24 protein-coding genes are annotated in these 24,470 nt (G+C 64.5%); 7 read left to right on the plus strand and 17 right to left on the minus strand.

Features of this window, described 5'->3' with window-relative positions; all coding sequences use genetic code 11:
* Positions 1-262: 262 nt before the first annotated feature.
* Positions 263-505, minus strand: coding sequence for a hypothetical protein (locus HZZ13_RS19520; protein WP_197961166.1), 243 nt, complete (start codon positions 503-505; stop codon positions 263-265).
* A gap of 185 nt (positions 506-690) precedes the next feature.
* On the opposite strand from HZZ13_RS19520, the gene HZZ13_RS19525 reads away from it, so the two are divergent.
* On the plus strand, positions 691-1,905 hold the full coding sequence (locus tag HZZ13_RS19525) for a hypothetical protein (RefSeq protein ID WP_197961167.1): 1,215 nt from the start codon (positions 691-693) through the stop codon (positions 1,903-1,905).
* Between the two features lie 18 nt (positions 1,906-1,923).
* Here the strand turns inward: HZZ13_RS19525 and HZZ13_RS19530 are convergent, their stop codons facing one another.
* The 3 genes from HZZ13_RS19530 to HZZ13_RS19540 form a co-directional block, all read right to left on the minus strand.
* The gene (locus HZZ13_RS19530; RefSeq protein ID WP_311972671.1) at positions 1,924-2,202 is read right to left on the minus strand and encodes a hypothetical protein; all 279 of its coding nucleotides are present in this window, start codon (positions 2,200-2,202) and stop codon (positions 1,924-1,926) included.
* Positions 2,203-2,596: 394 nt separating this feature from the next.
* Positions 2,597-3,013, minus strand: coding sequence for a hypothetical protein (locus HZZ13_RS19535; RefSeq protein ID WP_197961168.1), 417 nt, complete (start codon positions 3,011-3,013; stop codon positions 2,597-2,599).
* Between the two features lie 42 nt (positions 3,014-3,055).
* Positions 3,056-3,346: a hypothetical protein gene (locus HZZ13_RS19540; protein WP_197961169.1), complete on the minus strand. Its 291-nt coding sequence runs from the start codon at positions 3,344-3,346 to the stop codon at positions 3,056-3,058.
* Between the two features lie 688 nt (positions 3,347-4,034).
* Between HZZ13_RS19540 and HZZ13_RS19545 the strand changes: the two genes are divergently transcribed.
* From HZZ13_RS19545 to HZZ13_RS19555, 3 genes are all read left to right on the plus strand, one after another.
* Entirely contained in the window at positions 4,035-4,208 is a 174-nt protein-coding gene (locus HZZ13_RS19545) for a hypothetical protein (RefSeq protein ID WP_197961170.1), read from the plus strand.
* Positions 4,209-4,935: 727 nt separating this feature from the next.
* Positions 4,936-6,474 carry an EAL domain-containing protein gene (locus tag HZZ13_RS19550; protein WP_246504484.1) on the plus strand — a complete coding sequence of 513 codons (1,539 nt, stop codon included), beginning with the start codon at positions 4,936-4,938 and terminating at the stop codon, positions 6,472-6,474.
* A 105-nt stretch (positions 6,475-6,579) separates the two neighbouring features.
* Positions 6,580-6,945: a VanZ family protein gene (locus tag HZZ13_RS19555; RefSeq protein WP_197961172.1), complete on the plus strand. Its 366-nt coding sequence runs from the start codon at positions 6,580-6,582 to the stop codon at positions 6,943-6,945.
* A 42-nt stretch (positions 6,946-6,987) separates the two neighbouring features.
* Here HZZ13_RS19555 and HZZ13_RS19560 read toward each other — a convergent pair whose 3' ends face one another.
* The 13 genes from HZZ13_RS19560 to HZZ13_RS19620 form a co-directional block, all read right to left on the minus strand.
* Positions 6,988-7,434 carry a CHRD domain-containing protein gene (locus HZZ13_RS19560; RefSeq protein ID WP_197961173.1) on the minus strand — a complete coding sequence of 149 codons (447 nt, stop codon included), beginning with the start codon at positions 7,432-7,434 and terminating at the stop codon, positions 6,988-6,990.
* 135 nt (positions 7,435-7,569) lie between these two features.
* Entirely contained in the window at positions 7,570-7,854 is a 285-nt protein-coding gene (locus HZZ13_RS19565; RefSeq protein WP_197961174.1) for a hypothetical protein, read from the minus strand.
* A 158-nt stretch (positions 7,855-8,012) separates the two neighbouring features.
* Positions 8,013-8,492, minus strand: coding sequence for a hypothetical protein (locus HZZ13_RS19570; RefSeq protein WP_197961292.1), 480 nt, complete (start codon positions 8,490-8,492; stop codon positions 8,013-8,015).
* Between the two features lie 148 nt (positions 8,493-8,640).
* On the minus strand, positions 8,641-10,368 hold the full coding sequence (locus HZZ13_RS19575; protein WP_197961175.1) for a chemotaxis protein: 1,728 nt from the start codon (positions 10,366-10,368) through the stop codon (positions 8,641-8,643).
* A 5-nt stretch (positions 10,369-10,373) separates the two neighbouring features.
* Positions 10,374-11,465, minus strand: a complete 1,092-nt coding sequence (locus HZZ13_RS19580; RefSeq protein WP_197961176.1) for a protein-glutamate methylesterase/protein-glutamine glutaminase — start codon at positions 11,463-11,465, stop codon at positions 10,374-10,376.
* A gap of 16 nt (positions 11,466-11,481) precedes the next feature.
* Complete coding sequence (locus tag HZZ13_RS19585) at positions 11,482-12,336, minus strand: CheR family methyltransferase (protein ID WP_197961177.1); 855 nt, start codon at positions 12,334-12,336, stop codon at positions 11,482-11,484.
* A 139-nt stretch (positions 12,337-12,475) separates the two neighbouring features.
* The gene (locus tag HZZ13_RS19590) at positions 12,476-14,278 is read right to left on the minus strand and encodes a methyl-accepting chemotaxis protein (RefSeq protein WP_197961178.1); all 1,803 of its coding nucleotides are present in this window, start codon (positions 14,276-14,278) and stop codon (positions 12,476-12,478) included.
* Positions 14,279-14,339: 61 nt separating this feature from the next.
* Positions 14,340-14,828: a chemotaxis protein CheW gene (locus HZZ13_RS19595; RefSeq protein WP_197961179.1), complete on the minus strand. Its 489-nt coding sequence runs from the start codon at positions 14,826-14,828 to the stop codon at positions 14,340-14,342.
* Between the two features lie 65 nt (positions 14,829-14,893).
* Complete coding sequence (locus HZZ13_RS19600; RefSeq protein ID WP_197961180.1) at positions 14,894-16,591, minus strand: methyl-accepting chemotaxis protein; 1,698 nt, start codon at positions 16,589-16,591, stop codon at positions 14,894-14,896.
* A 38-nt stretch (positions 16,592-16,629) separates the two neighbouring features.
* Entirely contained in the window at positions 16,630-17,091 is a 462-nt protein-coding gene (locus HZZ13_RS19605; RefSeq protein ID WP_172785725.1) for a chemotaxis protein CheW, read from the minus strand.
* Complete coding sequence (locus HZZ13_RS19610) at positions 17,091-19,196, minus strand: chemotaxis protein CheA (RefSeq protein ID WP_197961181.1); 2,106 nt, start codon at positions 19,194-19,196, stop codon at positions 17,091-17,093. Before HZZ13_RS19610 ends, HZZ13_RS19605 begins: the two co-directional genes overlap by 1 nt.
* The gene (locus tag HZZ13_RS19615) at positions 19,193-19,558 is read right to left on the minus strand and encodes a response regulator (RefSeq protein WP_100231554.1); all 366 of its coding nucleotides are present in this window, start codon (positions 19,556-19,558) and stop codon (positions 19,193-19,195) included. Before HZZ13_RS19615 ends, HZZ13_RS19610 begins: the two co-directional genes overlap by 4 nt.
* Entirely contained in the window at positions 19,558-19,881 is a 324-nt protein-coding gene (locus HZZ13_RS19620) for an STAS domain-containing protein (RefSeq protein WP_197961182.1), read from the minus strand. The genes HZZ13_RS19615 and HZZ13_RS19620 overlap by 1 nt, the downstream gene beginning before the upstream one ends.
* A gap of 253 nt (positions 19,882-20,134) precedes the next feature.
* On the opposite strand from HZZ13_RS19620, the gene HZZ13_RS19625 reads away from it, so the two are divergent.
* From HZZ13_RS19625 to HZZ13_RS19635, 3 genes are all read left to right on the plus strand, one after another.
* Positions 20,135-21,277, plus strand: a complete 1,143-nt coding sequence (locus HZZ13_RS19625) for an HD domain-containing phosphohydrolase (protein ID WP_197961183.1) — start codon at positions 20,135-20,137, stop codon at positions 21,275-21,277.
* A gap of 183 nt (positions 21,278-21,460) precedes the next feature.
* Entirely contained in the window at positions 21,461-22,132 is a 672-nt protein-coding gene (locus HZZ13_RS19630; protein ID WP_197961184.1) for a hypothetical protein, read from the plus strand.
* A 20-nt stretch (positions 22,133-22,152) separates the two neighbouring features.
* Positions 22,153-24,303 carry an adenylate/guanylate cyclase domain-containing protein gene (locus tag HZZ13_RS19635; RefSeq protein ID WP_197961185.1) on the plus strand — a complete coding sequence of 717 codons (2,151 nt, stop codon included), beginning with the start codon at positions 22,153-22,155 and terminating at the stop codon, positions 24,301-24,303.
* Positions 24,304-24,470 lie beyond the last annotated feature (167 nt).

Here is a 24,470-nt window from a genome sequence, read left to right on the forward strand (position 1 = left end):
TATCCGCCCCTCGTCAGAGGCGGCTCGATCCGGCTCGGGATATTCGGCGTCGCATTGGGCGGCGAGGGCTGTGACGGGTTGACGATGATCACGTTGCGATTGGGGCTCGAGGGGTCATTGACGCCCTGGGCCCAGGCGCCGGCTGGCACCACAAGCGCGAGTGTGATCAAGACTAATCGTTTCATGCGAGATCTCCCGAGCAAGAACGTCAGGGAGGGGAACACCGTTCCTTCACGCTGGCATCACGGTTCGTTGCGCGACTTCACCGCGGCACGGCGATCAGCTTGCCATCCCGCCAGACGCCTTGGGCCGCCTTTCCGGTCGGAAGGCTCCCCACGTTCCGGACAGCGGTAGGCCGAGAGGCAGCCTGGATGGTCTGCTTCTTTTTCTCAGGTGTCGTCACGATGCTGGAGCTCGTCGTGTTGGCCTGATCCTTGGTCCCTTGGGCAGAGGCAGGCTGAACCAGAAAGGCCAAAAACATGATTGCTGTCAAAATGCCGCGCATGGTCACACACCGGAAGAAGGAGCCGGTCGAAATGTCACAGGTTTCAGCCCAAAAGCAAGCGCTACGACAGGCTCGCACCGGACCTTTGCGGGGCCGGAGCATCAGCGCGTTTCACCGCGACCGACGGGATCCGGGGTGAAAAAGCCTAGCGAAACGGCACTATCCGGGCTAGTTGATCGGTCTTGATGACCGAGACCGGCGACACCGCAGCCAACGCCTCGCAGGCGCAAGAGATCAAGGCCGGACTCGTCCGCCTGTTGTCAGAGCGGATCCGCGAGGTCTCCGGCGACCCCAGGCAAATGCGGGATGTCGTCTACGAGCTGGCGCGCGTCAAGCTTCTGGAACAATTCAGCCACGCCGATGCCCGAGAAGCGCGAGAGCTCCAGCTGGTCCTCGAGGGCGCCATCCGGGAGGTGGAGCGGTCCTTCGAACGAAGCGGAACGTCCGCACCAGCAAAGGCGGCCACAGCCTCTGCGACGAATTCGCTGGCGGTCAGCATCCCTGTTCCTCCGCCCATTCCGACGCCGGAGGGCACGGCTTCGCCCGCCATTCCGATCGATGCCGAGACGCCGCGCCATCCTGCCGCACCACCAAGATCGCTCGACCAATCCAAGCGGCGCGGCGCCTTCAACTCTGTCGTTCGATTGTCCGCCATCCTCCTGCCCGTTGCAGTCGCCGGGACCGCTGCGGTCTATTGGCCACGGCTGAAGACACAACTGACCGCAATATCGAAGGTGGCGCCGCTGTCCGAGCGCGCGCCGAACGGTCCGGCGCCTCAGCCACCCGCGGTCCAGACGCCCTCGGTGAGCGAGACCGTGGAACGCGCGCCTGACATCTCAAAGGAGCCGGCGCCGGCGGCGCATCCCTCGATGCCTTTGCCGACGACGTTCGGCGTCTACGCCTTGAGCGAGGGCCAGCTCCATGAGCTGAAGCCGGTGCCTGGAAAGATTCCGGACCGGCGCGTCGCGATTTCGGCCGCCATCAACACGCCGAGCGTGACCACATTGCCGGACGGTGATGTCAAATTCATCGTGTTCAGACCCGACGGGGGTGTCGATGCCAGCGGGACCGAAGTTCGGGTGATCGCAAAAGTGTCGCGGGCGATGGGCGTCGATGCCACCGGAAAGGCGGCCATGGTCAGCGCCGGCGATTCCTGGGTGATCCGCAGCATGTCCTACCCCTACAAGGTCGGCCCGATCGACGACCAGTCGAGAATGCTGTTGCTGCAGCCCGAGCAAGACGGCTTCACGCTCGCGCCCGGCCGCTACATCGTCGTCGTCAAGGGGATGGGCTACGACTTCACGGTGGCAGGACCGATCACCGATCCCAATCAATGCGTCGAGCGCATCAATGCGGTCAACGGGGCGTTCTACTCGCCCTGCCCGCCACCGCGACGATAACGCAGCCTTCCCGGTTTCTTACTTGGTCGGCTTATTGTCCTTTGGCGCATCCGCCGGGATGTCGTCGACCTTGCCGTTGTTGGCGACGCATTTCTGGAAGTACTCGCGCTGGTCCTTGGCCGTTCCCTTGGTGCTTCCCGCCGCGGGGTTGCCGATCTGCCTGGGCGGAAAGGCCTTGGCCACCGCCGCATCGCATGCCCGCGCCACTTCGACGGTAATGGCCGAGGCCGTCGCCGGCACCGCCAGGATCAAAGCGCATGCCAGCCCAACCGATGTCCGCAAATTCTTGACTGGCACTTCGTCGCTCCTTCAGTCCGTGACGCTTGCCGGAATCATACCAAAAAGGAACGAGGCGCCAAGCGGCAAAGCGATGCCGATTTATCGCGCGGTTTGACCTGCGCGCCTGCAGGGCTATGCGACCTGAGCGCGCAGCAATATCGCCGTCCACTAAAGCGCGATGAATTGAGGCTCGATCGCTGCGAAGACGGACGTGCTCTCCCGCTTGCGGGAGAGGGTTGGGGAGAGGGTGTTTCCGCAATGGGACAATCCCCTAGAGGAGAAAACCCTCACCCGCGCCGGAGCCTGTCATCGGGCGCGCCTTCGGCGCGACCCGGTGGGCGCGACCTCTACCGCAAGCGGGAGAGGTTGCACGGAGCCCGCGGCAATCGATTCGATCTAAAGCCATTCCGCTCTAGCTGTTGAGCTGCTGCGACTTGAATTCGGGAAAGCGCGTGAGCATTGCAGTCTTGACGAACTTCAAGTGGGCAATGCTGCTCGCCAATTCCTTGAGCCGGCGCTGGCCGTTCGAGATGTCGGCGGCGAAGAGATCCTGATGATGATTGTCGAGCGGCTCGCGCTCGAGATATTCATCGGTGCCGTTTCCGAAGGTAACGGAGGCACGCGCAAGCGCATCGTCGACGCGCCGGTTGAGTCCGGCCTGCTCCCTCTCCGCCTCCTGCAAGGCGGTTTCGATCGCGGCCAAAACGGCACCGATCCGCACGCGGTCGGTCTCCGCATCACGCTCGGCCGAGCGGGCCTTGAAGGCTTTGTCCTCGCGGCGGGAGCCGAGAAGATTGTGTGCGCGCGCTCTCAGGAACAGCTGAAACATCCGGGCCATCCCACTTGCGAGATTTAAGGCGGCTACCATCGGTCAGACGTAGTTAACAAATCCTGAATCCTGAGCCCGCCTCGCCTGGCTTTGTGCGATCCACGCCCGCCAAGCTCCCTCGTGCTTGGAATAGAGCTCGCGCCAGCGGAGCTCGCCGTCCGCAGCGGCTCCTGCCCGCGCCCGGACTTCGGAGGTCAATTGCCCTGTCTCGTTCGATGCAAGATCCAGTGCTTCGAACTCCGCCGTCTCTTCCGCAGACAGGCCGATCAGAACGCGATGCCCGTGTGCGTCGACGAAATATCTGCGCGGTGCGTTATGCTTTTGATCAGTCATTCGCAGGGCCCTCGTTCATGATCCAAGGCCCCGAACGATCCTTCAGCCGCCGCTCAAAGCTACGAACAAACGCAACCAAAATGAGGACGCAAGCCGCGCCCAGCAAAGCAATCAAAAACGCCATTCACGCCCACCTATGCGAGCCGCGAAAAATACCGGCGGCCAAACTCTCGTCATGAATGGCTACGTTCTAGGTTGCCTTTCCGAAGCTCTCAAGCGCCGCGCCACGTTAACCTAACTGCACATGATTATCCGAGCCGGCCGCCCGGCAAGATCAACGTGCGTTCACATCGCGTCCCATCGTCCGAGGGCGATATCCAGCCCGCTATGTTAACCCGTGTTCACTGCGGCAGCAGCCTCGAACGAAGCAACCGAATGCGCGGTACTCGGGCAATGCTGCGATCTGCAAACAGGCACTGACGCATCGTCAAAGGCATCCGGCGGCCGTCGCGAACAATAGTGCTGACGAAACATCCGTGCTTCTACGGAACGCCATGCGCCAACTTCATCGCGGTAAGGTTGAGAGGTTAGCTTAACCCGCGTTGTTTGTTGCGAACTCTCAGCGATTGCTTATCCATCTCTCGCACCGGGCTCCCCCAAGCTCGGCCCCACCCAAGCAAAGCCGTCGAGCGAACATGGGTCCGCTTGGCGGCTTTGTCGTTGTGTCGACGAGAGGATCATTTCGGTTATGGCGCGCAGGCCCTGGTCGTTCAAGGAAGATCGCCGGCTCATGGAGCTGGCGAAGTCTTCAATCTCGCTGGAGCAGGCAGCGAAAGCGCTCGGGCGCTCGCCTGATGCGATCAAGCGCATGGCGTTGCGGCTTGGTCTTTCCTTGAAGTCGAAAGCCGCGAAGAAGAGCTGATCGCGCGAGCGCGGCACAGCATCGCCGAAGCAAAACGGAACCAATTCAACCCTCGGGTGTTGGCCCCGGTGCTCACCGCGAGGTCTGGCAGTGCTCCACTTTGCCCTTTCCGCAGTCCTGGTCTGGCTGGCGATCAACATCGCCTTCGTGGTGCTGCGGCTGCGGGCCACCCGCGATGCCCCGCATCGACAGGCCCAGCCGCCCTTATCCCGAGGTCGTCCGCCATCGTCCCGGACAGTGAGGATCGATCGAGCGGGTTGCCTGCGCGGGCCGCCCCAACCTAATTGTGCGTCCTCTTCTGGGACCCCATCCCGGGGCTGGTTCCGTAGCTGGGCGTCCCCGTTCCCTTGAAGGCGCCGCCCATCGTGTCCGATCCGGAGTTCGTGCCCGTGCCGCTGCGCGTCGCGGACGTGGGCTGGGTGCCCGACGGCCGGTCCTTGGTGCCCTGCGCCGAGGCCACGGAGCTCCCGATTGTCAACGCCATTACGAGGCTTAACGTCCTGATCATACTGCTCAACTTTCCATGCTTGTTTCTAGCCCTGCCGCCGGCATCGGCTCAGGCGAGACTTTCGGGCTGCTCTCTCCGTTAAACCCTATCTTAGCCCCCGCTGGCTAGGATCAATCTCCACGTCTTGCTTGAATTTCCTGTCCGCCTGTTTTCGCGCTGAGCCGGATGAGAGTGCTGCGACCAGACCTCCCGTTTGTGGCGCTCGTGCTTGCGAGCACGATGGCGTTCGCCTTGGCGGGTCATTTTGCCGCTGGCGCCGTCATTCGCCATCAACAGTCGCATCAGCTCAACGAGCTGACCGAGGTCGTTCTGCGCCGGTCGGAGCTGGCGGTCGATTTTGCCGCGGGCAGCCTGGACGAGCTCGCGCGGCGCCATTTCGCCAGCTGCGAGCCGGCGGCGCTGCAAGCCATCCGCCTGCACGTCTACCAGCGCTCGGCGATCAAGGACGTCCGCCTGGTCAAGCCCGACGGCTCGGTGATCTGCTCGGCCTATTCCGAGACGCTCGAATTCGACAAGGGATGGGTGGACCGCCGCGACATGCTGCCGTCGCGCGACAAGAGGATTTCGCTGTTCCGCGTCGAGCAATTCGGCGGCGACGCCCTGGGCGTGCTCAGGGACGTCGATGGCAACTCCGCTTTGGTCGCCATCGTCGGCGTCAATGCCAGCCTGTTCGATATCATGCCGGCCGAGCTGCGCGCGCACAGCCAGGTGATCCTCGCCTTGAATAATGGCGAGAAGCTCGGCGAATTCCAGACCGAGGCCGGCAAGTCTCTGCCGGCGCCGATCAGCTTCGAGCGGACGTCCGCGCGCCTGCCGCTTCATGCCACGATCCAGCTCGAGCACGCGGTGCTATCGAGCTGGAACAACGAGGCCTATTGGCCCGCGCTCGCAGTGGCCATCGGACTTGGCGCGATCTTCGGCATCCTGCTGTCACGCAGCCGCCGCACGGAGGGGCCAGTCGCCGATCTCGACCGGGCGCTGATGGCCGGCGAATTCAAGCCATATTACCAACCGATCTTCGAGCTCCGGACAGGTCGGATCAAGGGCTGCGAGATTCTGGCGCGCTGGCTGCGCCGCGATGGCTCGGTGGTCCCGCCGATGAACTTCATTCCGCTCGCCGAATCCAGCGGACGGATCCAGGCGATGACCTGGCAGATCCTGGGATCGGCGCTCACCGAGCTGCGGCCATTGCTCAGGGCCGACAAGAATTTCAAGCTGTCGCTGAACGTCGTGCCCAAGCACCTCCTGAGTGCTGGCTTCGTCGAAACGCTGCGGCGCACGGTTCTGACGGCACGCGTCTCCGCGCGCCAGATCGTGGTCGAGATCACCGAGCGCGACGAATTGGATGATCTCGCGCGCGCCGCTTCGGTCGTGGCCGAGCTGCGGGATCGCGGCTTCCGCGTCGCCATCGACGATGTCGGCGTCGGCCATAGCGGACTGTCGCGGCTGAAGGGCCTCGGCGCCGACACGATCAAGATCGACAAGTTCTTCGTGGACACGATCACGGTGGACGCATCGACGACCACGATCGTGGAGATGCTGGTGGCGCTCGCGAAAGACCTCAATATGAGCGTGGTCGCCGAAGGCATCGAGACCGAGGAGCAGCTCCGCGCATTGCTCGCCTCCGGCGTCGAGGAAGGTCAGGGCTATCTGGTTGCGCCGCCGCTGCCCGCCGCTAAATTCAACGAGCTCATCGAGTCGCGGCGGGTTGTGCAGTCGGACGCGGCGACATCCAGCGCGACGGCTGCGGTGGCCTGACTGACGTGGATGCCCGGCCCCATGTCCGCAAAGGCTTAACGATACTTTCTAACGATATTTTTGGCTTTCGAACCGGAGCAGCGGCCAACCTTGTATGTTGGCATCATGCGCAGGAGCCACTTCATAGCAGCCGCAAGCATTTGTCTCGCGCTGATCGTCTATGCCACGCTGGCAAAGCTGTCGGGACGGCCCGCGCTCATGGGTCACCACGAGGCGTATTGGGTGGTCGTGATCGAGCGCTTCAGCGCCTATGGCCTGCTCGGCTTTCTGCTGTCGTTCCTGCTGCCCGGACGGTTGAGCCTGGCTTGCTCGCTCGTCATCGCGGTCGCCATGGGGCTGGAGCTGATGCAAGCGTTCATACCCGACCGCGATCCGGGCTTTCTCGACGGGCTGCAGAAGGCCGCAGGGGGCACCGTGGGCGTCATGCTCGCCCAGATGATCCTGGCGTTCCTGCCCAGGCCACCGTCCTGAAGCGACACGCATGGCCTCGATGGAATGACCGGGGCCCGGTCCTCACTTCATCATCTGGCCGCGCAACTCACCGCCTGGGTTCGCGGCCGTGTGAATGTTCGCGTACCATTTTCCGGCGAGCAGATCCGCCGCCTGCGCCTCGGTGAGCGTGGCACTGCCTTGGATCGGGCTTTGCGCCGTCTTGAACGGCAGGACGATGCCGGCATTCTTCCCGGCCTCGCCGGGGCCGTGAAAATGCGCCCCCATCGCCGGTCCCGTCAGCCCGGTAAAGGTGACGACGTAGGTCAGCACCTTCGTTTCGGTGTCGTAGCTCGCCTCCGCCTTGCCCGACCCGGTCGAGCTGTTCGGCGGCACTTCATTGCTTCCCTTGAGTTCCGCTTGCAGCTTCACGACCTCCGCACCTGCCGTTCCGCTCATCGCGCTGACGCCTCCGACCAGCGCCAGCGCTCCCAGCAGTGCCACGGACCGCCGACATACGGCTTTGCTCATGCATTTCCTCCTGCGGACTTCGCTGGTCCCCGCAATGGAAACACCGGGGACGTCCGGACATTCCACCTCAGAGCTTATGCTGATTCGGGACAACGCTTGCGGGAATTAGTCTTCCCAAGCGCATCACGCGCCGGCTCACGCCGCCCCGCGCCTCGTGTGACGCCCGGAGGGAACCAGCAGCTCGGCCATCTGGCGGTGGGTATCGTGCAGTGCTTCGATGGCGCAGTCGAGATCGAAATCCGCCTCGCGAACGGATACAAAGAACTTGGCCGTCAGCGCCAGATCGAGCTTGACGCGCGTTGCACCGTCGCGGCTCCTGCGGCGATCGAGCGACAAATGGATGGCGCGGTCCCGGGCTTCCGTTGCACCGCAGCCGCACAGCGCGCCGAGTTCGTCATATGTCATCCAGATTTGAGGCATGTTCTTCCACCACGCTTGATCGATCGCGGGATTATTGTTTGAGCATGATCTTTTCGGAAAACCGCCACACACTTTTCCGGATCATGCTCTAGATAGCTCTCGCTTCTAAAGGCAGAGTTGCTGCAGCGCGAATTCTGGAGAACACCGTCAATGCGATGCTAATCGGGCGGCAGGCGCGAATGCGCCGATTGTTGCCGATCCGGTTTTATTTCGGCAAACGGATGCCGCGGCCGTGAACGGCTGTCGAGCCCTTTGGGCAGCTTGTCGGCCTTGAGCTTCACGACCGCGCACCTCGCGTCGGGAGCCGGCGCCTCGTCCTGGCTGTAGATCAGCGTCGCTTCGAATCTCACGTCGGGCGCTTGCCGGGCCGTTCCCGAACAGGTCGCCATCGCACCGCTATACACGCCGGAGAGATCGACCTCGACCTCGTCGAACCCGAACACGGTCGGCGGCCCGTCGGCATGTCGCCGCGTGGTCAGGACGGCCGTGAAATGCTGATCGTCTGCGAACTGATAGGAGCCGCCATAGCTGAAGAAGCTGTCACTGCCCGAGATCCGCCCCTTGGCCAGATGCACGATACCGGTGCCTTGCGCGTGCGCGGTTCTAAACCACGCCGCGTATTTGCCCTCTTTCAGCATGGAAACGTCCACCCGTGATTTCCACGCGTATTTGCAACGAAGCTCGAGGCGCGACAATGACCGACCTTGCGAGCATTCCGCCACGGTTAACGCCCTGCAAAATCAATCCATTAAATTTCTGCGGTCGCACCCGGCGCGCGCAGCGGCGTCAAAACAATTCGATGCCGTCGTCAGCCGTTTCCACAACTTCGGCGCGGCGCGTGGTGGCAACCGAGCTCAGCCCGAGCGTCTGCAGGAACTGGCGGTGGACATCCCGCTCCCGCTCCATCGTGTAGCGCGCAAACAGCTCGTCGAGCATCGCCTCGTCCTGCGCTTGCGGCCGCGGCTTCTGGGCGCCCGCGCTCGCGGTCTCGAGCCGCGTTGCGACTGCGGGCAGCGCTGCAGAACCTTCGCCGAGCGTATTCATCAGGCCTTGCGCCGAATTCATCAGCCGCTCGAATTCCGCGCCTTCATCGACGAGCCGGCTCATCAGCTTGCCGAGCCGTTCATTGCCGGCCTCGACCTCGTGCAGCGCCTGGAGAATCTGCGGCTCGAGCTTGGCGAGCTGGGTGGGATCGCCCTGCACGCGGAGCTGCTTCAGCTCCCTCGCCGAGCGCTCGATGCCGTCGAGCACGGGCCTCAAACGTCCCGCTCCCAGCGAGACCTGGTCGGCGGTGGCCTTCAGCTCGTTGGCGATGACGACGAAGGCGCTGCCGCGGCTGCCGAGATGGCTGGCCTTGAGTCCCGCATTCATGCCGATCAGCGTAATGTCGACCGTCGCCTCGGCAAGCCCCGCGATTGCCTGGCGGAATTTCGTCAGCGTGTCCTCGACGATCGCGAGCGCCTCGTCCACGGACCGGCCGGCGCCTTCGCAGGTCATAATCAGGGTCGAGGCGTGCGCCAGCGTCTGCTTGATGCGCGCCAGGAACGAGGACGAGCCGCCGTCCTCGCCGCCGAACAGCGTGCGGCCGTGGCCGACGACACTGCCCGCGTCGTGCAGGATGGCGGTCAGCGCGCGAACGATCTGGCAGATGTCACCGCCGAACTCGCGCTGGGCATCCCTGAGCTGGGCCGCCTGCAATTGGCAGATCGTCCGCGCGCCGTCCTCGCTCGCGACAGGTTCGGGAACGAGGCTCGGGGCGGATTCCGAAGCGAGGCGGAGGCCGTAACAGACATGCTCGAGGCGCTGGCGCGTGCTGTCGCCGGCCTGCAAGGAAATGATCGCGCTGCCGACGGCCTCGGCGATCTTTCTGGTGCTGGCGCTCGCGAGATCGGCGAGATGGCTGCTGTTGCTGCGCTGATCGCACAAGCCGGAATAGACGGAGCCGAGCTCGGCGCTCTCCGCCGCCAGTTGATTGCGGTAGCGGCCCTCGAACTCCTTCTGCCGGCCCGATGCGGTGGCGACCGCCTCGGACAGACGCTGCTGATCGCGCGCGCAACCCTCGATCGCGCCCTGCACCGCCTTGCCGAGATCGTAGGCCTCCTGCGTGAAAGCGAGAAAGCCCTCGCGATCGCCGTCGAGCGAGGCCGCCTCGATCCGCGCACTGCGGGCGATGATGGTGATCATCTGGATGTGCTTGAACAGCGGCTTCAGCAGACTGGACGCCTCCGTCGTGCTCTTGCCGATCGTCTCGAGCAGCGCGGTCTCGGCCGGCAGCGCCTGCGCCAGCTCGCTGAGCCGCGCGGCGATCTCCTGCAGCGCCTTTGCAGCGCCCTCGATCTCTGCGCCGGAGAGCTCGGCGGACAGCGCCGCGAGACCCTGGTTCAGCTCCTTGAAGATGAGATGGCCGCGTCCGAGCTCGTGGCCGACGCGCGCGAACACGTCTTCGATGCGCGAGGAGACGTTCTCGATCCCTGCGATCGCCTCGGTGAGCGTATTGGCTGAAATGAGCGACATTGCCGTCAGCCTGCCACCGCGGGATGCCCGGCCTGGTACCAGAGCATGATCTCGCGCGGGATCTGGTGCAGCGAGACGATCTTCTCGACACCGCCATGGGCGATGGCTTCCTTGGGCATGCCGAACACCACGGAGCTGTCTTCATCCTGCGCGCGCGTCGCGGCACCGAGCTTCTTCATCTCCAGCATGCCGCGCGCGCCGTCATCGCCCATGCCGGTCATGATGACGCCGAGCGCGTTGGCACCGGCATGCTGGGCAGCGGAGCGGAACAGCACGTCGACCGAGGGGCGATGCCGCGATACCGGCGGCCCGTCCTTGATCGCGATCTGGTAGCGCAGACCGATGCGCTGGAGCAGCATGTGCCGCGCTCCGGGTGCGATATAGGCCCAGCCCGGCAGCACCGGCTCACCGTCCTGGGCCTCCTTGACCCGGATCTGGCAGACGCCGTCGAGACGCCTGGCGAAGGCCGCGGTGAAGCCCGCCGGCATGTGCTGGACGATGAGAAGCGGCGGACAATGCGGCGGCAGCATCTCCAGGACGTCGTTGAGCGCTTCGGTGCCGCCGGTCGAGGCGCCGATGCACACGATGCGTTCCGTGGTCGGCCGCACCTTGCCCTGCACCGGCGGCGGGATGATGGCATCGGCGGTCAGCTTCTTCTCGATGGCGCGGCGCTCCGCCCGCGGACGCACCCGGGCGCGCGCGGCCGACTTCACGGCCTCGCGCAGCCGCGTCGAGCATTCGAGCAGCGCCTGCCGCGTATCGATCTTCGGCTTCGGCACGATGTCCACCGCCCCCGCCTCGAACGCCTCGAACATCACGTTCGAGCCCTCTTCCGTCAGCGAGGAGCAGATGATCACCGGGATCGGATGCTGCGCCATGATCTTGCGCAGGAACGTCAGGCCGTCCATGCGCGGCATTTCGAGATCGAGAATGATGACGTCGGGCAGCTCCTTCTCGAGCCGCTTGGCCGCCACGAACGGGTCGGATGCCGTCGCCATCACCTCGATCTCGGGATCTTCACTCAGGATCGTCAGCAGGATTTGGCGCACCGACGCCGAATCGTCCACGATCAGCACGCGAACTTTCCCCCTCGGCATTGTGGTTGCGCTCCGCCTAGACCTGGAAGATGGTTGGCTGAACCTGCTTCAGCCCGGGCACGGCACTGTGAATCATCGATTCCGAATGCCCGACCAGCAGATAGCCGCCCGGACGCAGATGGCCGCACAATTGCTCGACGACCTTGCGCTGGGTCTCGCGCTCGAAATAGATCAGGACGTTGCGGCAGAAGATGATGTCGACGTCACGATCGACGGGATAGGACTTGTCCATGAGGTTCATCCTCATGAAGTGCGTCATGCGCCGTAGCTCGGGTATGATCCGCACCTCGCCACGCGATTTGTCGCGCGAGGACGAGAAATAGCGCTTTACGAACGGCTCCGGCACCGGCGCGAGCACGTCGCGGGTGTAGATCGCGGTTCGGGCGAGGCGTAGCACCGCAGTCGAGATGTCGGTACCGAGGATGCGGTACTGGAAGCGCGAGCCGTTCCGCGTCATGTCGTCCAGCACCATCGCGGTGGTGTAGGCCTCCATGCCGGTGGAGCTCGCCGAGCTCCAGATCTTCAGGCTCGCCTCTTTCCGTCCATGCGATCTGAGCAAAGCGGGGACCGCGACGTCCCTCATGAACGTGAAGTGCTGCGGCTCGCGGAAAAAGTCGGTCTTGTTGGTCGTCACCACATCGATGAGATGGGTCAGCTCGGTCTCGAAATGATCCGCCTCGAACAGGTTCTCGACATATTCGTTGAGGCCTGAGAAGTTCAGCGCGCGCACGCGCTTGTGCAACCGCCCCTCCAGCATCAGCCGCTTGCCCTGCGGCAGTTTGATGCCGACCTGACTCTCGATCAATGTGGCGATAGTCCGGAAATGGCGGTCGGACAGATGCACGGCCGTATCCTGCAGGGCGGGCATCATGGATGACGACCCAGGTTCGCAACGGCCGCCTGCACTGAATGTCGGGCCATCCTGGCCATCTTGAATCCTACGCGTTCACGTCGCCGCTGAGAGCGGACCGGTCCACCGAACGGGCCGGTCCGCAGGAACCTCTCAGGCTCTAGCGCTGGAAATCAGCGTCCCGGTCATCCTCGCCGTCGTTCATGTCGAAGGCGAAGCCGCCGCCACCGGCGACCTTCAGCGCACGGGCCGGCTTGGCCTGCGGCTTCTTGGCCGGACGCTCGGCCGCCGCCATGGTGGCAGCCTTTGCACGCAGCTGGTTGACCGCGCGGTCGATCGGCGCGACCGCCTGACTCTTTGCGCCCTGCTCGATGCGGAAATAAGCGATGGTCGACTGCAGCTGCTCGGCCTGCGAGGCGAGCTCCTCCGAGGTCGAGGACACCTGCTCGGATGCGCTGGCGTTCTGCTGGCCGACCTTGTCGAGCTGCTGGATCGCCTGGTTGATCTGGGCGGAACCGACGTCCTGCTCGCGGCAGGCGGCGGTGATCTCCTCGACCAGCTCGGCCGTCTTCTTGATGTCAGGAACGAGCTTCGCCAGCATCGCGCCGGCCTCCTGCGCGACCTTGACCGTATCGGTCGATAGCGTGCCGATCTCGGCTGCGGCCGCCTGGCTGCGCTCGGCGAGCTTGCGCACTTCGGAGGCGACGACGGCAAAACCCTTGCCGTGCTCGCCGGCGCGCGCGGCCTCGACCGCGGCGTTGAGCGCGAGCAGGTCGGTCTGGCGCGCGATCTCCTGTACGATGGTGATCTTCTCGGCGATGGTCTGCATCGCATTAACCGCGCGGCCAACGGCGGCGCCGCTGGCCTCCGCGTCCTTGGCAGACTGCGCGGCGATCTTCTCGGTCTGGCTGGCGTTGTCGGCGTTCTGCTTCACGTTGGAGGCCATCTCCTCCATCGAGGAGGAAGCTTCCTCGGCGGACGAAGCCTGCTCGGTCGCGCCCTGCGACAGCTGCTCGGCGCTGGCGGAGAGCTCCTGGCTGCCGGCGGAGACGTTTTGCGCCGCGGTCAAGGCTTCCGACACGATCTGGCGGAGCTTCTCGACCATGCGCTCGAGCGCGAGACCCAACGTGTCCTTGTCGGACAGCGGCTTGGCTTCGACTGTGAGATTGCCTTGTGCAATCTCATTTGCGACGGCCGCGGTCTTGTTGAGGTTGACGGTCATCGCGTTGAGGGACTTCACGAGATCGCCGATCTCGTCATTGCTGGAAGCATCGATTTTCTGGCTTAGGTCGCCGATCGCCACCGCATCCGCCAGCCCGACGGCCTTGGCGAGCGACCGACTGATACTGATCGAAATCCAGACTGCGCTGGTCGCCGCAACGATGAGCGAGACGACGACCAGGACGATGAGAATCAGTTGCGCGCGATGACTCTCCTCGCTGGACTGCACGGCCTGCTCGGCCATTTGCCGCTTGGCATTCGCAACATAGGCTCCCATGGCCTCCGTGGCGTCTGCGACCATCTTGCGCCCGTCACCCATCGAGCGTTCCGTTGCCTTCGTCTTGTCCGTCTTTGCCAACCTGATCGTCTCTTCCTGATACGCGTTCATCCTGGCATAGGCACCGGCAAAGTTGTCGAGCAGCTTTTTGCCGCCCTCGCTGGCGAGCGCATGGACCTCGTCCCTGATCTTCGTCGCCTCCTGGCGGAGCTTGGCGGCCTGCGCAGCGAATTCATCGGCTTCGCTCGGCGTTCCCAAAATTGCGTTCTTTTCCGCCCTGAGCTGCTGCCAAATAATCTTTTCGACCTCGGCGGCTTTCTCCATCCGCTTGGCACGAAGCACCATGGACTCCGCGGTCGCGGCCATGTCGGACAATTTCATGTAGCTTACGGCGCCTGCTACAATAAAAAGAAGAATGACGACGCCGAAGGCGCTGGCGAGCTTGGCTTTGACTGTGAATCTCATGTCAATCTCATTTGGTTCGAATTGAGGTTCTTACGCTTGACCACGCTTCACTCTTGCAAACTCAGGCGGCGCGAGGCGCATCGGTGCCGGCATCGCGCCCTTCCGGGATCTTGTCGTTCGCCATCAGCTTGGCGAGGTCGAAAATGACGACGAACTTTTCGCCCTTGCGGCCGATGCCGGCGGCATAATCGGATTGCCATCTGCCGCCGACCTCTGGGATAGGCTCGATCGCCTGCTCGTCGATGTCGGTGACCTCAAATACGCAATCGGCGACGAAGCCGACGCCGACCAGGCGGTCCTTCATCGGCACGTCGAGAATGATGATGCGGGTGGCTTCCGTGGCCGCTACGGTCGGCAGGCCGAGCTTGGTCCTGAGGTCGACGATCGGATAGCCGCTGCCGCGCACGTCGATCATGCCGAGCAGGAAGCTCGGAGCGTGCGGAAGCCGCGAGATCGGCCGCATGTCGAGGATCTCGCGGACATTGCGGATGCTGATGCCGAATGTCTCGCCGGCGAGCCCGAGCGTCAGATATTGCGAGGTTGCGGCCATGATGCAGTCCAGGGATCCGATGGTTACAGATGGATACGGGCCGGCATGAGAGCCGGACCGGCTGATCAGCGTTGGAACTCGGCGTCGCGCTCGTCCTCGCTGTCATGCATGTCGAAGGCGAAGCCGCCGCCGCCGGCGACTTTCATCGCACGTGCCGGCTTGCGAACCGGCGCCGGCTTCTTCGCGCCGCGATCGACTGCGGCCATGTGCGCTGCTTTGGCGCGCAGCTGACCGACGGCGCGGTCGATCGGCTCGGCCCCGGCCGTCTCCTTGCGCTTCGCTTGCTCGATACGGAAGAACGAGATGGTGGACTGGAGCTGCTCGGCTTGCGAGGCGAGCTCCTCCGACGTCGAGGACACCTGCTCGGAGGCGCTGGCGTTCTGCTGGCCGACCTTGTCGAGCTGCTGGATAGCCTGGTTGATCTGGGCGGAACCGACGTCCTGCTCACGGCAGGCCGCGGTGATCTCCTGCACCAGCTCCGCGGTCTTCTTGATGTCGGGCACCAGCTTGGACAGCATTTGGCCCGCCTCCTGCGCGACCTTCACGCTCTCGGTCGACAGGGTGCCGATCTCCGCGGCCGCGGCCTGGCTGCGCTCGGCCAGCTTGCGCACCTCGGAGGCGACTACGGCAAAACCCTTGCCGTGCTCGCCGGCACGCGCGGCCTCGACCGCGGCGTTGAGCGCGAGCAGGTCGGTCTGGCGCGCGATCTCCTGTACGATCGTGATCTTCTCGGCGATGGTCTGCATCGCGCTGACCGCGCGGCCAACGGCAACACCGCTGGCTTCGGCATCCTTGGCCGATTGCGCCGCGATCTTCTCGGTCTGGTTGGCGTTGTCGGCGTTCTGCTTGACGTTCGAGGCCATCTCCTCCATCGACGACGAGGCCTCTTCCGCGGACGAGGCCTGCTCGGTCGCGCCCTGCGAGAGCTGCTCGGCGCTGGCCGACAGCTCCTGGCTGCCGGCAGAGACGTTCTGTGCCGCCGTGAGCGCTTCCTCGACGACGCGGCGGAGCTTCTCGACCATCGCGTTGAGCGATTTGACGAGATCGCCGATCTCGTCGTTGCTGGAGACGTCGATGGTCTGGCTGAGATCGCCGTTCGCCACCGCCCCGGCGAGGCCGACCGCACGGCCGAGGCCGCGGGCGATGCTGACGGAAATCCAGATCGCGGCAACGAGGCCGATCGCGAGCGAGGCCAGCACGAACGAAATCAGCAGGAGATGAGCCCGGTTGCCATCCTCGTGGGCCTGGACCGCCTGCGCATCCATGTTCTTCTTGACGTTCGCGATGTAGATATTGGCAGCCTCCATCGCCTCGCCGACCGCCTTGCGAACGTCGGTCATCGAGCGCTCGGCGGCCTTCGCCTTGTCGGTCCGAGCGGTTTTCAGAGCTTCATCCTGAACCGCATTCATCCGCGTATAGGCCGCGCCGAAAGTGTCGAGCAGCTTCTTGCCTTCGGGCGAGGCCGCTGCATAGATTTCCTCCTTCAGCTTCAGGAGCGCCTCGCGCTGTTTGGCGATCTCGGCGAGGAAATGGTCCGTCTCGCTTTCGGGCGCGAGAAGGAGATTCTTTTCGGCCCGGACCTGGAGCAGAATTCCCTTCTCGATTTCCGCGGCGCGCTCCATTCGGCCGGCACGCGACACCAGATTGTCGGCGGTGTCGATCATCTCGCTCAGCTTCACGTAAGCGAGCCCGCCCGCCGCCATCGAGAGCAGCAGGATCACGCCGAACGCACTGGCAAGCTTTGCCTTGACGGTAAATCTCATTCCCAGCCCCCAACCCCGGTCTCGCCTGAGACCTCATCTCAATTCAGAATGCGTTCCATGTTCGGAACGATGACGAACTCTTCACGCCACTTCGCGATGAAGCGGATGAATTCCGGCTTCCAGTGCATGCCGACGCGCGGCGTCTGCTGCACGTCGGTTTGCGATATCTCCGTGACCTCGTAGACCTTGTCCGCGGTGACGCCGACCAGAACCGGCTCGCCGTCGAGCTCGAGCTCGATGACGACGATGCGCGTATCGGCCGAGTTGTCGAGCTGCGGCATGCCGAAGCGAATGCGCAGGTCGGCGAGCGGAATGACGTTGCCGCGCACGTTGATAACGCTGGGAACGAAGGCGCGCGCGCCGGCCACCTTGGTCACGGGGACGGGATCGATGATCTCGCGCACGAGACCGGCGTCGAGCGCAAATTTCTCCTCGCCGAGGCCGATCATCACGACCTGCATCGCGCCGGACTGATGCTCGCCCGCCAAACCATCGTTCATCACGCCGCCTCGCTGATATGCTGCTTCTCGACCTTCGACTGCGCCATCGCGACGAGCTGCGCCACATCGAGGATCAGCGCCGCCGTGCCGTCACCCAGAATCGTCGCGCCCGAGAAGATGGTGACGTCGGAGTGCAGCTTCGACAGCGATTTGATCACGGTCTGGTGGTTGCCGATGATCTGGTCGGCGACGAGGCCGACCCGGGTCTCGCCGGTCGAGATGATGATCGTCTTCTGATGCCGGTCGGGCGCGCCGGAGGCGGCCATGAGCTCGCGCAGGCGCAGGAAGGGCACGAGGTTGCCGCGCACATTGAGGAAGTTGCGGCCGCGCGAACGCTCGTCCTCGGCCGTCAGCTCGACGCATTCCTCGACCGCCGACAGCGGAATGATGTAACGGCCTTCGCCGACGCGGATCAGGAGGCCCTCGATGATCGCGAGCGTGAGCGGCAGGCGCAGCGTCACAATGGTGCCCTGGCCCGGCCGGGTCGACAGGTCGATCGAGCCGCGCATGTTCTCGATGGTACGCTTGACCACGTCCATGCCGACGCCGCGGCCCGACAGCGCCGAGATCGTCTGCGCGGTCGAGAAGCCCGGATGGAACAGGAATTGATGGATCTCGTGATCGCTCAGCACGGCGCCGGCTGCGATCAGCCCCTGCTCTTCCGCCTTCGCGCGAATGCGCGCGGTGTTGAGACCGCCGCCGTTGTCCTTCACGGTGACCAGCACCTGTGCGCCAGAATGCACCGCGGCGAGCTCGATCCGGCCTTGCTCGGTCTTGCCATTGGCAGCGCGCGTCGCGCTGTCCTCGATGCCGTGGTCGATGGCATTGCGGATCAGGTGCACCAGCGGGTCGGCCAGGCACTCGATCATGGTCTTGTCGAGCTCAGTGTCTTCGCCAGAGGTAACGAATTCGACCGGCTTCGAGAGATCGCGCGACAGATCGTGCACAAGGCGGCGGAAGCGGCCAAACAGCGAGCCGATCGGCACCATGCGCGCGCCCATCGTGGTGTCGCGCAAGGAAGATGCAAGCCGCTCGATTTCCTCGGCGATCATCTTGATCGAAAGGTCCGAGCCGGCCGAAGCGAGCTGGGTCAGCCGCGCCTGGGCGATGACGAGTTCGCCGACGCGGTCCATCAGCTCATCGAGGCGCTCGGCCTGGACGCGGACGGTGGCGATGCCCCGTTCCTGCTTGGCGTCCTCGCGACGCGCGGGCGCCGTCTCGGGCTTGATGTCGGACTTCGGCTCGCTTGCAACTTCAGCCTTGCGCTCGGGTCTTGCAGCAGGAGGCGCCGCGACGGGGGCAGCCGACTCCATCACTTGGGCAACCGTCTCGGCCGGCGGAGCCGGCTCTTCGTCCAGGAGTTGGAACAAAGGCGCGGGCGCAGGCGCTTCGACCTGCGCGAGGGGCGAGAGGGTCAGCTTCATCTCGTCCTGGACGAACATGAAGACGTCGTCGATCGCATCCTTGTCGCAGGCCGCGTGCAGCTTGACGTCCCACTTCAGATAGCAGTCTTCCGGATCCATCTCGTCCAGGAACGGGATGCCGTCGGTGACAGGCACGACGAAGCAGGGACCGAGCTTGCAGAGGTCTTCCAACAGGTCGAGCGGATTCGAGCCGTTGCGCAGGATGTGGGATTCGAACTCGAGATACAGGTGCCAGCCGGCCTGCCTGCTTTCGTTGGGCGCCAGCGGCGGCGCCTCGGCGATCTCGGCAACCGGGGCGGAAGGCCGGTCCGACGACACGAAGCGCCTGAGGTCGTCGAGGATGGCTTCGCCGATGATGTCGTCGGTCGACTGCGGGTCCTCGATCAAGGCGCGGATGTAGTCCTTGGCGGCGAGCGCGACGGAAATCAGTTCCTGCGTCGGCTTGATCTCGCCCTTGCGGACGCGGTCGAAGGCGGTCTCGAATTCGTGGGTGAAGGAGGCGACCTTGTCGAAGCCGAACATGGCGCCCGAGCCCTTGATCGTGTGCAGGGCGCGGAAGGCGGAATCGACCAGCTCGCGGTCGTCGGGACGCTGGCCGAGATCGAGCAGGGCCCCTTCAAGAACTTCGAAGAGCTCGCTGGCTTCCTGACGAAAGACCTCGGTCGGGTCCATTGTGCTCATGTGCGCACCAGCTTGCCGACCACGGCGAGCAATTGTTCAGGCTTGAAAGGCTTGGTGATCCAGCCGGTGGCGCCGGCGCTCTTGGCTTCCTGCTTCACCGTGTCGTTGGATTCGGTGGTCAGGAACACGATGGGCATGCCGACCGCGCTCGGCAGCTTGCGCAATGCGCGGATCAGCTCCAGCCCGTTCATGACGGGCATGTTGAGGTCGGTGATGACGAGGTCGAGCTTGCCGGCCTGCGCCTTGGCGAGCCCTTGGGCGCCGTCCCCGGCCTCGATCACGTTGTGGCCGGCCGGCTCGAGCACGACCTTGATCATTTGCCGAATGCTGGGAGAATCATCGACGGTCAGAATCGTGGCCATCAGGTGCCATCTTTCTTTTGCGGGAAATGCTGATCGATCATCGCCTCGCTGGCGAAGCCGGCGCGGCGAAGGGTGTTGCGCAAAGATTGTGAGAAGGAGGTCAGGACCACCGGGCGGCCCTGGGCCTCGCCGGTCTTGGCGGTCGACAGCAGAAGCTGGATCGAGGTCACGTCGGCCTTGTCGACGCTGGAGCAGTCGATCTCGAGCCGTTCCTGGCGGCCGAATGCCTCGCGAATGAGATCATAGACATTGCGGATGGCCGCAATGCTGCAATCGGCGGGCAACCGCAACGACCACTTCGGCTCCGTGGGATTGAGCGCCATCGCTGCACCCGCCTCTGCTAAAATTCCACTACTCGTTTGACGCGAATCTGGTGAGCAAACTCCTAACGCGGGCATCCGTACAACTACGGGTCACATTGTTCCGGAATTCGCGCAACCGCATGCAGGCCAGCACAACCCGCCGGGCATTGGCATGGGAACGCGCACATCCGCGTCGCATTTGCTTGGCGTTAAATCGGCGCGAGGTAATGGCTTGGGTTCGTGCCTTTGCCAATCAAACAGAGCCCGGCCACCGATGCTGACCCAAGCGCTCCTGGTTGACGACAGCCGCTCCGTCCTCAACTTCCTGAAACGCCACATCGAGGCTGAAGGTCTGGTCGAGGCCACCACCTTCCTCGATCCTGTGGAGGCGCTGGCTTGCGCGCAGGAGCGCGCTTTCGATCTGGTGCTGGTCGACTACGAGATGCCGCACATGGACGGCATCAGCTTCATCCGCACGTTCCGCAGGCTTCCCGGCCGCGCCGATATTCCGATCGCGATGATCACCTCGCGTCAGACCGATGACGTGAAGATGGAAGCGCTGCAGGCCGGTGCAACCGATTTCCTGCCCAAGCAGCCGCAGAGCGTCGAGATGACGGTGCGCCTGCGGAATTTGGTTCAGCTTGGTGCAGCCGTACGCAAGCTGAACGACCGCGCCGCGCATCTGGCCAGCGAAGTCGCGGTCGCGACACGAAAGCTCGGTGAGCGTGAGGAGGAGATCATCCTGCGGCTCGCGCTCGCGGTCGAATACCGCGACAACGACACCGGCGAGCACACGCTGCGGGTCGCCCGCTACAGCCGCATCATCGCCGAGCAGCTTGGCCTGCCGGCCCGGCTCTGCCGCGACATCTATCTCGCCGCCCCCTTGCACGACGTCGGCAAGGTCGCCATTCCCGACAATATCCTGCTCAAGCCGGGCAAGCTCACCGAGGCGGAGATGGCGGTGATCCGGACGCATGCGACGATCGGCGAGCGCATCCTGGCCGATTCCAGCTGCGAGCTGATCCGGCTCGGTGCGCAAATTGCCGCAGGCCATCACGAGCGCTGGGACGGCGCGGGCTATCCGACGGGCCTGAAGGCGGATGAAATCCCGATCGCCGCGCGCGTGGTCGCGGTCGCCGACGTCTTCGACGCCCTGACGACGCGGCGACCATATAAGGAGCCGATGCCGCTCGAGGTCGCGCGCGGCTACCTGGTCGAGAACGCGGGGCGCCAGTTCGATCCGACTTGCGTCGAGGCTTTCCTGTCGCGCTGGGACGAGGTGGTCGAGATCGCCGGCGGTCCGCGGACGAGTCCTCCTTTGCTGCGCGCCGAGGCCCCTCTCGCTCCCAGTCTGGCGAGTGCGGCGGAGAGCTCTTCAGACGAGGACCATCCGGCCGGGACCGTCCCGATCGCCTGACCCGATCAATCCGCCAACATCTTGCCGCGGCTCCATTTTTCTCCGGTCGCCGGTTTGAACCTGTTCCTGCTAGAGTGGCACCAAGAACTAAGAGTGATTCTGGTCACACTTGCCCCGGCGCCCTGCTGCTAGGCATCGAACCAGACGGGCACCAGAGCATCGTCGAATTGGATGAGAATTCCCATGAAAAGCCTGATCGGCGCCTGTGTCGGCGCATTCTGCCTTGCCGCCCCCGCTTTGGCGGAGACTCCCGCGGCGATCGTCGAGGACGTCCAGGGCAAGGTCGACGGCATCGCGTTCATGGACTACGTGGCGCCGGGCAAGATCATCAAGCTCGGCCCCAAGGCCAGCATCACGCTCAGCTACCTGAAATCCTGCCAGCGCGAGACCATCAGCGAAGGCGTCGTCCTGGTCGGCGCCGAGCAGAGCACGGTGCAACTGGGTGAGGTCAAGCGGGAAAAGGTGCCCTGCGATTCCAATGCGGCAAAGCTGTCCGAGCGCGAAGCGAACCAGAGCGCCGCGACGACCTTCCGCACGATGCGCTCGGACGCCAAGGGCGGGCCCGCCAAGCTGCCGACGCTCTACGGCGTCTCGCCACTGGTGCAAGCCAAAGCCGGCGGCACGCTGGTGATCGAGCGCACCGACGGCAAGGAGCCCACGATCAGCATCCCGCTCAAGGGCGATGCCATGACCGGCGGCGGCAAGTTCTATGATTTCGCCAAGGCCGGGAAGACACTCACTCCGGGCGGCAGTTACCTCGCCGTTCTCGGTGCCAAACGCTACGCCTTCCAGATCGACGCCAGCGCCACCTCCTCGCCGACCCCGATCATCGGCCGCCTGCTGCGGCTCGAATAGGCGGACCTGGCGACGGGGCGATGCGGCGGATTGGGGGACGGGACATCGTTGCGGCGATCCTGATCGCGCTCCTTGCGGGCGCGGTCTTCACGTCCCCACCGCTGCAGACGCTGCAAGGCCTCTCGCTCGACATCCTCACCGCGCTGCGCGGCAGGATCATCGGCGACCGCCGCGATCCCGCGGCATCGCCGGTTGTCGTGGTCGCGATCGACGGTGAGACCTACGAGACGCCGCCCTTCAAGGGATCGCCGACGCAGACCTGGACACGCGAGATCGGCCGGGTGCTCGGCAGCATCAGCGACGGCGGCGCCAAGGTGATCGGCTTCGACGTGATCTTCAAGAACTCGATCGAGCAGTCCGAGATTCCCTTTGGCGAGTCGTCGTTCGGTGCCCGCTTGCGCGGATTTGACCGGGACTATCTGATCGCGCTGCGGCAGATCTCCGACAACGGCAAGCTGGTGCTCGGCGAGATCCTGAGCAACGACCATCGGGAAGTGCCCTACGTTGCGCAGCGGCTGGCGGTGCGCAACAACGTCCGTGCGCTCAATGTCCACACCGACGTCGACGATGTCATCCGGCGGATGCCGCTCAGCTTCTCCATCGACGGCAAGCCGGTGCCCACAATGGCGGTCGAGCTCGCCGCCCGCGCGCTCGGCGCCAGGATCGAGATTGCGCCATCCGGTGCGGCCGGGCTATCCGGCTACGCAATCCCGAGCGCGGTCCCGAACACGCTGACGCTCAACTTCCGCGGCCTCAGCCGCGACGTTCCGACCTTCTCCTTTGCCGATCTGCGCGCCTGCCTCGAAAAAGGCGACCGCGATTTCTTCCGGCGCGCCTTCGAGGGCAAGGTCGTGCTGCTCGGGACCGTCCTCAACTTCGAGGACCGCAAGCTCACCTCGATGCGCCTGTCCGGCGGCCATGACGGAACGCCGTCGGCACGATGCGCCCTGCCCGCGCCTGCCAGCACCGCGCAAAAGACCCGCAGCGACGTCGCCGGTGTGTTCGTGCACGCCGCTGCGGTCAGGAACCTGATCGAGCGCGATGCCGTGACCGAGCTCGGCTTCCCGGCGCGGACCCTGCTCACGATCGCGTTCGCGGCCATCATCGCCTGCGCGGCCGGCGTGCTTGCGCCGAGCGGCGCGCTGATCGCCTGGCTCGGCCTCACGATCGTCTACGCGGTCGTTGCCGTCAGCGCATTCGTCCATGCCTTGGCACTGCCGCTGACCGAGCCGGCGCTCGCCAGCCTTGCCGCGCTCGCGATCATGATCGGCTATCGCTTCGTGCTGGCCGACCGCGACGAGCGTTTCCTACGCAAGAGCTTTGCGCTTTACCTCGCGCCCGAGGTGATCGAGACCATGGTCGCCTCCGGCAAGATGCCGGCGCTCGGCGGCGAGACTCGCAACGTCACCATGTTCTTCTCCGACCTCAGCGGTTTCTCCTCGATCGCCGAGACGATGACGCCGGTCGAGCTGGTGACGCTCATGAACGAATATCTGTCGGCCATGACCGACATCATCGAAAGCCATGGCGGTTACGTCGACAAATATATCGGCGATTCCATCGTCGCCATGTTCGGCGCACCGGCCGACGATCCCGCCCACGCGCGCAATGCGGTGCGGGCGGCGCTGAAGTGCCACAAAAAGCTGGCGGAGCTCAATGCCGGCCATCCCGCCTTCGCCGGTCACGGCCTGTCGCACCGCATCGGTCTCAACAGCGGCGAAGCCGTGGTCGGCAATATCGGCTCGCGGCGTCGCTTCAACTACACCGTGATGAGCGACACCGTGAACGTCGCCTCGCGGCTCGAGGGCGCCAACAAATATTACGGCACCGCGATCATGGCTTCGGAAACCACGATGGCGCAGACCGGCGATAGCTTCGCCTGGCGCGAGCTCGACGCGATCAGGGTGCAGGGCCGGGGCGAAGCGATCAGGGTGTTCGAGCCGCTGGCGGAAGCCGGCGCGGAGAGCGAGGCGCAGGCGAAGGTGGCAACGGCGTATGCCGAAGGGCTGGCCTGCTGGCGGGCGAGGGAGTTTGCGAAGGCAGCCGATGCGTTCGGCGGCATCGCGAAGATCGATCCTGCGGCAGCCCGGTTCGCGAAACGCGCGAAAGTGCTGACGGAGACTCCGCCGCCGCCGGACTGGACACCCGTCAATACGCTGGAAGGAAAGTAGGAGCCTCTTACCCTCCCCTGGAGGGGGAGGGTCGGCTCACATGGAGCGCAGCGGAGACGGGGTGGGGTGACGATCTCTCCGCATTGAGCGCCGCCCGTGTGGAGAGATCACCCCACCCCGCTCGCGCTGCGCGCGATCGACCCTCCCCCTCTAGGGGAGGGTGAAGA

Source organism: Bradyrhizobium agreste (assembly GCF_016031625.1).
Lineage (GTDB): Bacteria > Pseudomonadota > Alphaproteobacteria > Rhizobiales > Xanthobacteraceae > Bradyrhizobium > Bradyrhizobium agreste.